This window comes from Stagnihabitans tardus, from assembly GCF_009925085.1.
Classification (GTDB): domain Bacteria; phylum Pseudomonadota; class Alphaproteobacteria; order Rhodobacterales; family Rhodobacteraceae; genus Stagnihabitans; species Stagnihabitans tardus.
Map to the genome: position 1 here is coordinate 1 of NZ_JAABNR010000049.1, position 11,406 is coordinate 11,406.

General features: G+C 57.5%; 13 protein-coding genes. 2 read left to right on the forward strand and 11 right to left on the reverse strand.

Annotated features, from left to right (window positions below; translation table 11 throughout):
• Positions 1–237: 237 nt before the first annotated feature.
• The 7 genes from GV832_RS21115 to GV832_RS22620 all read right to left on the reverse strand — a co-directional run bounded on the left by GV832_RS21115 (position 238) and on the right by GV832_RS22620 (position 6,523).
• Entirely contained in the window at positions 238–864 is a 627-nt protein-coding gene (locus tag GV832_RS21115; protein ID WP_168776851.1) for a PulJ/GspJ family protein, read from the reverse strand.
• A complete protein-coding gene (locus GV832_RS21120) occupies positions 861–1,262 on the reverse strand; it encodes a type II secretion system protein (RefSeq protein ID WP_168776852.1) in 402 nt (133 codons plus the stop codon). Before GV832_RS21120 ends, GV832_RS21115 begins: the two co-directional genes overlap by 4 nt.
• Positions 1,263–2,468: a type II secretion system F family protein gene (locus tag GV832_RS21125; RefSeq protein WP_168776853.1), complete on the reverse strand. Its 1,206-nt coding sequence runs from the start codon at positions 2,466–2,468 to the stop codon at positions 1,263–1,265. It abuts the gene before it with no gap.
• Positions 2,469–2,477: 9 nt separating this feature from the next.
• Positions 2,478–4,409, reverse strand: a complete 1,932-nt coding sequence (gene gspD, locus GV832_RS21130; RefSeq protein ID WP_168776854.1) for a type II secretion system secretin GspD — start codon at positions 4,407–4,409, stop codon at positions 2,478–2,480.
• Positions 4,410–4,593: 184 nt separating this feature from the next.
• A complete protein-coding gene (locus GV832_RS21135; protein WP_168776855.1) occupies positions 4,594–5,004 on the reverse strand; it encodes a hypothetical protein in 411 nt (136 codons plus the stop codon).
• Between the two features lie 95 nt (positions 5,005–5,099).
• Positions 5,100–5,645, reverse strand: coding sequence for a GspMb/PilO family protein (locus GV832_RS21140; protein ID WP_168776856.1), 546 nt, complete (start codon positions 5,643–5,645; stop codon positions 5,100–5,102).
• Positions 5,642–6,523, reverse strand: a complete 882-nt coding sequence (locus GV832_RS22620) for a PilN domain-containing protein (RefSeq protein ID WP_168776857.1) — start codon at positions 6,521–6,523, stop codon at positions 5,642–5,644. The genes GV832_RS21140 and GV832_RS22620 overlap by 4 nt, the downstream gene beginning before the upstream one ends.
• 137 nt (positions 6,524–6,660) lie before the next feature.
• On the opposite strand from GV832_RS22620, the gene GV832_RS21150 reads away from it, so the two are divergent.
• Both GV832_RS21150 and GV832_RS21155 read left to right on the forward strand, forming a co-directional pair.
• On the forward strand, positions 6,661–8,130 hold the full coding sequence (locus tag GV832_RS21150) for a GspE/PulE family protein (RefSeq protein ID WP_168776858.1): 1,470 nt from the start codon (positions 6,661–6,663) through the stop codon (positions 8,128–8,130).
• Between the two features lie 68 nt (positions 8,131–8,198).
• Complete coding sequence (locus GV832_RS21155; protein WP_168776859.1) at positions 8,199–8,780, forward strand: hypothetical protein; 582 nt, start codon at positions 8,199–8,201, stop codon at positions 8,778–8,780.
• Between the two features lie 25 nt (positions 8,781–8,805).
• Here GV832_RS21155 and gspG read toward each other — a convergent pair whose 3' ends face one another.
• From gspG to GV832_RS22720, 4 genes are all read right to left on the reverse strand, one after another.
• Positions 8,806–9,222, reverse strand: coding sequence for a type II secretion system major pseudopilin GspG (gspG, locus tag GV832_RS21160; RefSeq protein ID WP_168776860.1), 417 nt, complete (start codon positions 9,220–9,222; stop codon positions 8,806–8,808).
• Positions 9,219–9,746, reverse strand: coding sequence for a prepilin peptidase (locus tag GV832_RS21165; RefSeq protein ID WP_168776861.1), 528 nt, complete (start codon positions 9,744–9,746; stop codon positions 9,219–9,221). The genes gspG and GV832_RS21165 overlap by 4 nt, the downstream gene beginning before the upstream one ends.
• 36 nt (positions 9,747–9,782) lie before the next feature.
• Complete coding sequence (locus GV832_RS21170; RefSeq protein ID WP_168776862.1) at positions 9,783–10,070, reverse strand: hypothetical protein; 288 nt, start codon at positions 10,068–10,070, stop codon at positions 9,783–9,785.
• Positions 10,067–11,406, reverse strand: a 1,340-nt coding sequence (locus tag GV832_RS22720; protein WP_265332537.1) for a polymorphic toxin-type HINT domain-containing protein, incomplete at its 5' end; no start/stop codon positions are given. The genes GV832_RS22720 and GV832_RS21170, both read right to left, overlap by 4 nt.

Sequence of the window (11,406 nt, forward strand, 5' to 3'; positions counted from 1 at the left end):
CGAAAGCAACAACGCTCGCGACGAAATCAAAGCCTTCATGACAATCCCGCTCGATTCACAAATCCGTGAACCAGCCTAACCACCCATATCCCCAAATCAACCAAAAATTAGCAAACAATGCCAAAATTCCAGAAGCTTGCCCCGCCAGCCGACGAAATCCGTTCGCCAATCAGCACTAAAACGTTCCAAACCCAGTTCACAATGCTTGTCCCAATGCAACCGACTTTGGCCGGCCCTTCAGGGCAGCGCAGGTGGCAGCAAGGTCGACAACGACATCTCGCCCTTATGACGCTGTTTGGCGGGCCGAATGACCGTTGGCGGGAAACCCGAAGTGGGCTCGGCGGAGGCCAATTCCAGCAGCTCGGGCAGCCCGTCTTCAGCCGACCATTCGTCGTGCCACTCCCGTTTGGAACCACCCTTCCTTTGGCCGAAATACCGCACCACGAGAGCGCCCGATCCACTGATCACTTGGTCCAGAGTGAAAGGCTTCTGCTGGAGGTCGAGGCCGCTCGACTTGGCATGCACAGCGCCCGTCTGATCGACCGAGACGCTCACCACCACCGGGGCCCCCGCCCAGAACGGAGAGTCAGGATACCAGGATTCCACCGCCACGCTGTGACTGTCACCATGTAAGCCGACAACGGGAAAGCCGGGAAAGGGCGCATCAGCGGCCCATTCAACGACCCGGCGAAGTTGTAGCCGGGCCGCCATCTCATCAACGTCCTCGGATCCGCTGCTGCTCCGCGACGAAAGCCGCAGCATGGCTCCCATCCCTTGCGCCAGCATAAGCGCGATGATCGCCATGACCGCGAGGGACACCAAGGTCTCAAGGAGGGTGATCCCGGCATTCGGCGAACGTTTCATGGAGCGGCATCCGACAGGCGGCGCGCAACGATCTCGGACAGAGTGACCCGAAACTCGGGGCGCTCGCGATTGAAGACGGTCACATCCACATCGAGATAGGCGATACCCAAGGTCTTCGCATCGCCATTTTCGTCATGCCTGGGTGTAGCCACAAGAGACCACACCCAGCCTCCAAGCCGCTCGCCCCCAGGCCCCATTTTCGGTCCTAAGACGCGATAGGTCTCAAGCACTCCCAAGGCGAATTCCGTTAGCCTAGTGCGGGCCAGGGCATCGCTTTCCCGCGTCTGCAGCTGGATGGAAGCCAAGAGGATCATCATGACACACAGGGACGCGATAGCGAGTGCCACCAGGGTCTCGAGAAGGGTGAAGCCGGACCGAGGATTGCGTCTGATCTTCATTTAGCCTGCCAAGTCATTGATCGAGAGCACGGCCGACATGACCGAATAGGCAACTCCCCCGACTAGGAGGCCCAGCCCCAAAGTCATTAGCGGAGTGATTGCCGCCGCCATACGTTTGGTTTCGCGCTCGACCTCCTGATCCAGGAGTTCCGCCACCGTGCGGGTCATCGCTGGCAATGTGTTGGTCTGTTCGCCCAAGTCAAAAATCTCAACAAAGGCTGCAGGGAGCTTCGCATCCTCCCGAAACGCCTTGGCGGCAGGTAGGCCCTGTTTCAGCTGTTCTGCAGCCTTCAGGAACGATTGCGGGTAAGGGCCGCCAGGAAAACTCACAGCCACATCCTCCAAGGCTGAGGGCAGCGAAATCCCTGCGCTCAGGAGTAGGCTAAGTGCCCGGGTCATCCGCATCACATGGCTAGTGCGTGCAAGGCTGCCCAGGATCGGCAATCGCACAATGACAGAGGGGGCAAGTTCTGGCCTGGTGCGCAGCATGTAGCCAAGGATGGCGATGCCAACCAGCCAAAGCGGAGAGGTTATTAGAAAGATGGAGATCAGATCGCCAAAGAGCGCAAAGGCTGAAAGCGCCAGCGGCATCGGTCGTCCGGTAGAAGCGAAAAGCGGTTCAAGGCGTGGAACCAAGAAGAACGAGATCAGGGAAAGAATGAGGACAGACGCAATAGCCAGAATGGCTGGATAGATCATGGCGTTGGAGAAGTCTGCTCGCAGTTTTTCACTGCGGCGAAGCGCCACAGAAAGTTCTCCGAAGACTTCGGGCGTCCTGCCAACTGTTTCAGAGACGTTGATCAGAGAGCTGAACAAGGGGTCGTAACGCCATGCGACTTGAGCGAAGGCTGCGCTGAACCCTTGACCTTCATTCGTCAAGCGCCCGATACGGTCAAAATCCCCACGCACTTCCGGCCGTCGTGAGCTGACGCTTACGATACGAACCATGTCGCGCGGGGACACTTGCGCGCGGACTAGAACCGCCAGCAGTTCCGCAAGGTCAGCTTGGGCCGAAACAGGCAGACGCCCCTTCGAAAGGCCCAACCTGAAAGGAGATGAAGTCGTGCCTCCCAATTCTTCAAGGGAAAGGATTGTCAGGCCTGAGCTTCGCAGCGTCGTCCAGGCGACTCCCTCGCTTGCGGCCTCCAATTCTCCGGCTTCCCGAGTGCCCGAGGTGGAAACGGCTTCATAGCGAAAGCGCGACATCTGTACGCCTTAGTTTCCAAAGTCTTGCAGCGAATGCCGGGGAAGACCTATCCCGCCCGTTACGAGCGAATTCGAGGCCGCCATCCTGCCGCGCCAAGAAGAGGTAATCGATTGCGCCGAAGTGTTGCTATCGACCACATGAGGCCGGATCAGGATAAGCAATTCAGATCGTGACTTTACGCCATCTTTTCGGCGGAAGAGATTCCCGAGGATAGGTACGTCACCCAGGCCGGGTGTTTGGGTGCGCGAATCCGAGGCATCTTCTTGAACAAGCCCGCCCAGAATAAGCGTTGAGCCATCGGCCAGAGCAACGCTTGTACCAATCTTTCGTTGACGGATGGTCGGCGAGTCGATCCCCGAGCTCTTATTGGCCTGCACACTGGACACTTCCTGCTCAATATCCAGCAAAACGCGCCCGCCCGCGCCAATCCGGGGCCTGACATGCAGAATGACGCCCGTGTCGCGATAGCTGACCTGCGTCAAGACCGTCGCGTTCGCAGCATCCCGGCCCGAAGCCGTCTGCGTTGCGATTGGCACCTGGTCGCCGATCTGGAGGGTCCCCTCCTTGTTGTCCAGAACCATCAGTGTCGGAGAGGAAATGACCTTGACGTTTGTGACACTTGCCAGCGCCGAAAGAGCCAGCTCTGCCTTTCCTACCCCAAAAATGGCACTGAACCCCGGAGCGGAACCCGCCACGCCACCGGAACTAAGGTCGGAAAATCCGGTGCTCCAGTTCCCGCTCTCGAAGAACCATCGCGTTCCGAGCTGCATCTGGTCGTTTAGGGTGACTTCGGCAATGGTCGCTTCAAGCAGAACCTGCCGGGCTGGGGCATCCAGGGTCGTGAGGAGAGCCGCGATCTGGTCTTGGGTATCCTTATCTGCTCGTACCAGGAGAGCATTTCGGCTGTCATCGGCGGCAACATCAAATTGTTGGCCCGCTGACCCAGAGGAAGAGTTCCCGCCTTCGGAGGCTGCCTCAGCTCCGGTGTCTGCAGAAGAACTGCCACTCGCATTTGAGTTCTCTCCACCCAAGAGCTGGTCGATGATCGGGGCCACCTCGGTAGCACTGCGGTTCTGCAGTTCATACACGGCCATATAGACTTGAGAGCCACTGGCCCCTTTGTCGAGGTCCCGGATCCACTTCTCGGCTCGGTCCAGATAGGCTTGCCTCGAGGTGATCACAAGGATCGATTGCAGACGAGGGTTCGGGACGAAATCAATCACTCCGTCCAGCATTCCGCCCTCCTCCGCAGAAAAAAGCCGCTTCAACTCGGTGACAATTGCATCCGGATCAGCCGAATGCAGCGGTACCAAGGCGACGGACTTTCCCTGCAAGACATCGACATCAAATAGGTTCAAGGCATCCAGCGCTGACTGCATCTGTCCACCATCACCAGAGAGCAAGAGCAGGTTTCTTTGACGCTGAACATCAACTTTCAGACCTTGATCAATCAGTGGCTGCAGAATCTTGACCATCTCGGAGGCGGAAACGAAATTCAGAGGAGCAACCATGATTGCAGAGGAAGAGGCCCCATCCGCCCCGGCCAGGCGGAAAGTCGTATTGCCATCGGTGCCAGCCACCACTTTCACGACATTGCCATCTTGAACGATCTGGGCACGGTTCGCCGCAAGGGCCGCGTTGAACAGTTCCAGCAGCGTGTCTTTCGGCACCGGGGCTGTCGTTTGCAGCGTCACTCGACCTTCAAGCCCATCGGCAACAACGTAATTCAGTTTCAGGGCCTCACCCAGAACCGCCTTGGCTGCCCCCGAAATCGTTGCGTTTACCAAGGAAAGCTGGACGTTCTCTCCATCAGCAGGCACCACCACTGCCTTCCCGGGGCCCGTGTCTGCAAACGCTGATGAGTTGAAGAACTGATCTGTCCCGCGCTGCACATAATTCCGCCCGCTCCCCGACGTGTCGCCATAGGATGAAAAGCCCATGCCTCCGCCAAGCCCGGGAGAGTCCGGCCCATAGCCACTCGAAGCGGATGATTCATCCTGCTGGCTGCACGAAATCAGCACTGCTGCGCACAGGCACAGTAGCCCCTTCGAAATGCTCGTTCTGCGAATAGACTTCATAGGTTGAAACAGGCCCATCGGGTTGAGTTTTAAGGGACGTTATTCACTATGGATAGAGTTGAACAGTGAGAACTTGCTCGCCGCCTCGCAACTGCATCCCGTTCGCGTCGATTGTCTCAATCGTCCAGTCTCCAAGCTGTGCGCCGGCATCAAGCCATTGCTCAATCCCATCCGGGCCGACCACGAGTGCCTTCCATTGATCGCCCATCAAGATGGCGCCCCGCATCGAGACTTGTGGTGGCACAAGCATAGGTGTGGCCTCAGGCTGGGTTTCCGGCTGAGCCGCAGGCAAGGGTTCTGTTTGATCGGCGTACTGCACCGGGACGGGTTGGCGACGCCCTGGCTCAAAGAGGGGCTGGGAGGTCAATAGCGCTTCGGCATCAGCGTGATCGGGTGGACCGTCTTCAACATACGAAGTGTCGGCACTTACAGGTTCCAAAGGTTCCTCAGACTCCATCCTAACCCCCTCGGGCATTGGAGGTATGCGAAAGAGGAAGGCCAAGACCACGAGGGCAGACACTAATCCCAATGGTGGGAAGGGGACCCTAGGTTTCACGGCGCACCATCCTGTAGCGCCAAAAAGCCCCAGACCGCCAGTCTTAGCGTAACGCGGGCTGAATCAGGCCTTTCGGGGGAGGGTTGCAGTCGGTTGAGCCAGAGGCTCCCGACCGAGACCCTTGGCTGCAGTCTTTCAAGTCCAGCAAGAAACCGGGTCAGGGCCGAGTAGTCGCTTTGCGCTTCGATCTCGAAGGCAACCGTGGGGATCTCCAAGTCGGTGGGCCCGACCGAACCGCCGTAACTCGTTAGGGTAATGCCTGTTTCATTGGCCAGATCGACGATCTCGCGCTGCAAGTCGCTGCCTTGGTCCGATCCTGGCCAAAGCAAGGTCTCCGGGATCGAGCGACCTTTTGCCAAATCCTCTGGCAGTTCCGACATCCGCTGGACCAAGGCAACCAAACTCGCGCGCGACACGGTCAGGTCTTCTAGCTGGGCCTCGTAGCGCGCATGAGACCATCCGGTGATGCTGACAAAGATGACCCAAGTCATTGTCCCCAACAGGAAGACGCCCGCGACCTGACGGAGAAGATCTGTCTTCATTTCTCTTGAGCTTTCAGGGACATCTGGATGTCGAAGCGTGTTTGTCCTGTGGCAGGATCGACAACAACAGGGCCCATGAGTTGTGCGCTCCCGACCCAAGGAAGCGCCCCGATCTGGGATAGGACTTCGCCCACATCCGTTGCCGCGAACCCAGACAAGCGCACCCCGGATCGGTCCATGGTCAGTTCAGAGATCCAGACCTTATCTGGGAGCGTGCGACTTAGGTCTTCCAGATAGACAAGCGGAAACGCAGTCATCCGGAATGCCTCAAGCCCGGCCTGAACGTTAGCCGCGCTGGCTCCATTCGGGCCGTCCTCTTGAAGCCTTGCCTCAAGCTCGGCTTGCGCCGCCTGCGCTTGCGTTTCGATCACGCCCAACTGGTCAAGGAGCTGCCCGCGCTGAACTTCGAGCAAGACACTCTGGCCGATGGCGGCCAGCACGGTAAAGCTGATCAAGGCAAATAGCATCCGCGACCTTGTTGCGTCGAGGGCTTTGGGATCAGGATAGAGGGGTTCCGTACACCCCTGCAACCGGATCTCATGGAGATTTGCCCCTAGGGCCTGCGTTGATTGAAGGACGGTTTTGGCCAGTTCCTCGGCAAGGATGATGTAGTCGGCTGTTACCCGACCGTGATGCTCCCGATACCCCACCTTGCGCCATACAAGACCCTGTGCCGCCTTGGGCAGGGTTGCGCGCAGTTGTAGAGCGGCGACCCGGTCAATCTCTGCTTTTGCCGAACTGGGTAAAATGATCTCCCGCCGAAAGCCCATTGCGGATGAGAGTTCGATGCGGATTGCCTTTCCTTGGGATTTTGCCTGCTCCAAGACCTCTGTCTGGGCTTGGTCAAACGGCAAGCTATGGACGGGGATCGTCGCCACCGACTGCCAAGACGCTCCGAAATGGAACAACTGTGGCGGTAGGGCCCAGCGGAGACAACGCTTTGTTGCCTCCGCAACTGGGTCAAGCCATGATAGCATTCGAATACTCAATCTTCCGAGAAACCCAAGATTATCGAATGAAAATCATCCGACCCGCTTCTCCATCTGAACCGAGTCTGCATCGCGACGTTGGCCACTTCAATCAAAAGCTTGCGGAGAGGCTCAAAGAAGCGGCCTATCTCGGCGCAAACGAGATCGCGCGATGCGAGGCTGGCTCTTCCGACATGCGCCTTGACCGCAAGATATTGTCTTTGGGATTGTTGGATGAAGAGGTCCTGCTTCCCCACACATGCGCAGTGATGGGTCTGCCATTTTTGGACAGCAGTGTGGGCGCGAAGCCGGACAGCTCAGTTCTTGCGCGTCTGACCTCCGACTACCTGCGCTCGCAGTCTGCCTTTCCATTGGCGACCGAAACAGGCGATGTGCTCTTCGCGCTTTCCGATCCTGGTAATCTTCCCTTGCGAGATGAACTGTCTTTCTTGGCAGGAAAGGGCATCCAGTTCATCGGAGCGACGGCATCGACCATCAGAGACCTCTTTGGGCACTCCGAGGAAGGCAAGCCGTCAGAGATCGCCATTGTTGGCTCAAAGCCTCTAGCGACCGATCCACTGAGTTTTGACGGTCCCGTCGTCAAGTATGTCCAAGACATGCTCGCTGATGCGGTTCTCGCCGGGGCATCTGATGTTCATTATGAAGCTACGGAAGAAGGCTTCAGGCTGCGGTTCCGTGTCCACGGAGTTCTGCGTTCCTACCAATCTATGCCCTCACTCTCCGCAGCAACTGTTGCGGCACGACTGAAGGTTCTCGCGGATCTCAATGTTGCTGAACGAAGGCTGCCTCAGGACGGGCGCTTCGAAAGCAGTCTCGCCGGGCGCAAGGTCGACTTTCGTGTCTCGACCTTGCCCACCAAATGGGGGGAGAGCATCGTTTGCCGTATTCTTGACCCCAAGGCACTTCGTTTAGGTTGGCAGGCGCTCGGGTTTGCAGAAGAGCTGACAGAGCAGGTCAAATCCATACTTGGTCGCCCCCATGGGCTCTTTCTCGTCACCGGACCGACAGGATCAGGCAAGACGACGACACTTTACACTGCCCTCCACGAGCTAAACACCCTTGGCCGGAAGATCATCACCGTCGAGGACCCCGTCGAATACACGATCCCGGGGGTTCAGCAGGTTCAAGTTCAGTCCGAAATCGGTCTCGACTTCGGGCGCGTGCTGCGGTCCATCCTTCGGCACGATCCCAATGTGATCCTGATCGGCGAAATTCGCGATCAAGACACTGCAGAGATCGCCATTCGTGCTGCCCAGGTCGGCCGCCTTGTCCTTTCAACGCTACACACGAGTACACCCGCCGGTGCGCGCGCGCGCCTGGTAGATCTTGGTGTCCCCGGGTTTCTGGTAGATGACGTCCTCATCGCCGTACTCGGTCAGGAGCTGGCCCCGGCCGATTGCGAGGCTTGCGGCGGCAAAGGCTGTGGGGCCTGTGGGGGAACGGGCGTGAGCGGCAGGCGCGTCCGGGCAGAACTGGTCACTGGGAAAGCGATCTAACATTGAGAGAGGGCGAGACACACAGTGAGGCCGGGAGGCGGCGTTCCGGGACGTTCGGAGCGAGCCTCATGATCACCTTGGTGTTCATGATGATCCTCTTTTCGATCCTGGCCCTACTCCAGGCGAGAGGGCAGGCCAATACGGCACAACTCTCGGCGCTGCTCCGAAACCTGGAACATCAGGCAGATGCAGACAGCGCCTACGATCTCGTGCGCACGATGTTTGGCAGGGCTTCGCCCGATCCTTCCCTTGGACCGCCGAGAGTCTTTGCCTCAGCGGAGCAAATGCTCTTGGTTCCAGGCGGCGACTTCGCACTGCGATTGCAGGACCCGGAAGGCGTTATCGACATCTACCTGGACCCTTTGCCCGCCGCGAACTCATCCGGGCCCTTGATGGGTGAAGTCATTGCCGCGATCGGCAGGCTGCGCGAAAGTGACAAGGTCTATCCAACGCTCACGGCTTCTTTGGCAGCGGCTGGGCTAAAGCCTACCGAGATAGATTCCGTCATCGAGGTGACCACACAGGGCAGTTCCTTGATCGGCCTTCGGATGGAGAGCTGCCCTGAGGCCTTGTGCCCTGGCGGAGCCTGGCCCGTGGGTATGCAGAGCGAAGACGTCTATGGGCAAGTCGTCCAGATCAGAATTCAATGAATGTGGGGCCATCCCATAACGGTCGCTAAAGCGAAATGTCGCTGTCTTCACCGCTGCCACCTGCCCTGCCATCCCGGCCGTAGGACAGAAGATCGAAGGGTTTGGTCTGACCCGGCGAGTGATAGACATAGCGATGGCCCCAGGGGTCCGTGATGCTCTTGTCGTCGTCGACATAGGGGCCGCGCCAGCCTTTCAGGCCATCTGGAGCCGTCAGGAGCGCATCCAGTCCCTCCGCTTCCGTAGGATATCTGCCGGTGTCGATGTAAAACATCTGCACGGCACCCTTGATATTGGTCAGCTGAATCTCTGCCGAGCGTCCTTGGGCCTTGCCGAAATTCGCGAGCAGGCGGGGAGCGGCGAGACCCGCGATCAAGGCGATGACGGCCAGGACAATCATGACCTCAAGCAGGGTCAGGCCGGCATTCGGGTTTCGCTTGGTCATGAACCACTCCAGAGATCGAGGAGAGCCTGCAGCACCGCTGCAAAGCTCAAGAAGGGACCAAAGGGAATATGCATCCCAGCCTGGCCTTTTGCCAGCCTCATCAACCCGAAGGCAATCGCGCCAATGGAGGCGACGAGGAGAACTGACCAGATTTCGACGGGGCCGAACCAAATGGTCAATGCGCCGATCAGTTTGACATCACCGAGGCCGAGGGCCTCTCGTTGACGCCTTCGCCAATAGATTTCACTGGCGAGCCAAAGCAAAAAAGTAAGGATGGATGCTGAGAGAATGTGCGGAAAAAGGAAAGATGGCAAATTGACACTTAATACCTTCAATGCGGAGATAGCCGCAATCGCTGCGGTTGCTACCGTAGGTACGGTGAAATTCCGAGCATCGTCGAGCCATACTCGTGCGAGCAGAAATGCGAGACCAAGAGTGAGCAAATACTGTGAAATTTCAATTGACTCCGCTGTTCGCCAAGGTTGACAGCTTGGACGATCCTTGCTGTTTGTATTCAGCATCATGTCGGGTCAATTTTTTGTTGCGAATACTCTTTGACCCTATGTATCGGGTGCCTCGGAAAGTGCCCGATCTACTCGGGCATAGAGAGAATCTAAATAGTCGTCGGGGCAGATTTCACGCAATCGACCTCGAATTATTTCATCAATATCGAAGGGGTCTCGCTCACCGTCTATTCTTCTGATCAGAAAATTGGAAATGCATTCATAAACTTGATTCAATTTCATCAATGCGTCAAATTTCTGATTAAGACAAAGATCAAGAAACAGCACATTGATCTGGCTTTGCAGAACCATCAGTTGCTGCACGTTTCTTTCAATTGGACTCATTCAATTTCCCACCAATTTCCCAATGGGCTCGGTGTGTAGAGGTTGTCGTAGGTCATTTTGCTCTTGACAACTTCAAGGTCGAAACCCCTTTCTTCGAGTATCTTGATCCTTTCATTCCCCTTCCAAATCAGACCATCTTTCCCTACCAACAGTTTATCCTTTCCATTGAACAACGAACTGACAATTTCCTCGCTCGACAAGTTTGAGTACCGCTCAAGCGCCATGTCTTCGTGCATGTATTTGAATTGATCGAACTCAAAACAGCTATTATGCACCCAAACCGGCTGCGCCCCCGCCTCACCCGCGATGAAGTAGCTGTGCGCATCCTTGACCGTCAGGTTCCAGGCGTCAAGCGGTTCGGCGCGCTCTTCCACCGAAACCACCTCGGCCCAGGTGCCGTCGGAGTTCAAGAGTCGGTCGCCGGGGCGCAGGTGGCTCGCATCGATCCAGTGGCCGCCGGGGATGGGTCCTTCATAGGTGACACCTTCGGAGGCAGGGGGCGGAGCTTCGACAACAGGCCGCTGCACGAAATAGGGGTGAATGCGGTTCGAGGTGATGGTCTGCTCGGCACCGCCTTCCATATCGCGGATCGTGACCAGAACGCGGTGGTCGTAGGGGGCGACGGATTGGCCAAGGACCGGGAACCAGCCGCCTTGCCCAGCCGCATCATTGGCCCAGACCAGATCACTGCCGGGGACAATGTTGCGGATCGGTTTGTCACCAAACTGGGTCAGGACCAAGGTGGAGCCTTCGAACGAGCAGACGATCTTGGTTGTATCAAGGCCCTTGTCGATGATCGTTCCCGTCTTGAGCGCCTTCCCAGCAAGCCCCTTGAGCGCCTTCCCAGCAAGCCCTAAACCTTTGCCCGCGAGCTTGGCCCCTGGAATGACACCAGCGATTTCGACAGCGTCTCTCCAGTCAGTCACTCCGTCCGTCAGAACATCCGTGTCCACCACCACAAAATTGAAAATGCTTTTCGTGGCGCTTGTGGCTTCATGCGAGATTGTTGTGGCGACAGCTTTGCGGTTTGCTTCTGAATCATTCCGACTACCGACCACATTAGCGAACAAACTCTCAAAGAAGCTGCCTAGAGTGTTGCCAAGACAAGAATGTCCGGTTACTGCCCCACACGCATTCCCCCCGGGGTCCCGTCCATTAACCGGATCGCCCCCGGCATAGGCGTATCGGTTCGTCCCGACGCCTGGTTGAGTGACCTCCCACCAATCCGGCTGGATGAACATGGCGAGTTTGGGGTCATAGTACCTTGCGTTGAGGTACTGGAGGCCTGCGTCGGCGTCGAGGCGTTCTCCGATGTAGCCGTGGCTCTCGGGCTGGG

Excerpts from the sequence above, each read along its gene's own strand:
- GV832_RS21115 (WP_168776851.1), bottom strand. The coding sequence starts at position 864 with ATGAAACGTTCGCCGAATGCCGGGATCACCCTCCTTGAGACCTTGGTG.
- GV832_RS21120 (WP_168776852.1), bottom strand. The coding sequence starts at position 1,262 with ATGAAGATCAGACGCAATCCTCGGTCCGGCTTCACCCTTCTCGAGACC.
- GV832_RS21125 (WP_168776853.1), bottom strand. The coding sequence starts at position 2,468 with ATGTCGCGCTTTCGCTATGAAGCCGTTTCCACCTCGGGCACTCGGGAA.
- gspD (WP_168776854.1), bottom strand. The coding sequence starts at position 4,409 with ATGGGCTTTTCATCCTATGGCGACACGTCGGGGAGCGGGCGGAATTAT.
- GV832_RS21135 (WP_168776855.1), bottom strand. The coding sequence starts at position 5,004 with ATGGAGTCTGAGGAACCTTTGGAACCTGTAAGTGCCGACACTTCGTAT.
- GV832_RS21140 (WP_168776856.1), bottom strand. The coding sequence starts at position 5,645 with ATGAAGACAGATCTTCTCCGTCAGGTCGCGGGCGTCTTCCTGTTGGGG.
- GV832_RS21150 (WP_168776858.1), top strand. The coding sequence starts at position 6,661 with ATGAAAATCATCCGACCCGCTTCTCCATCTGAACCGAGTCTGCATCGC.
- GV832_RS21155 (WP_168776859.1), top strand. The coding sequence starts at position 8,199 with ATGATCACCTTGGTGTTCATGATGATCCTCTTTTCGATCCTGGCCCTA.
- gspG (WP_168776860.1), bottom strand. The coding sequence starts at position 9,222 with ATGACCAAGCGAAACCCGAATGCCGGCCTGACCCTGCTTGAGGTCATG.
- GV832_RS21165 (WP_168776861.1), bottom strand. The coding sequence starts at position 9,746 with ATGATGCTGAATACAAACAGCAAGGATCGTCCAAGCTGTCAACCTTGG.
- GV832_RS21170 (WP_168776862.1), bottom strand. The coding sequence starts at position 10,070 with ATGAGTCCAATTGAAAGAAACGTGCAGCAACTGATGGTTCTGCAAAGC.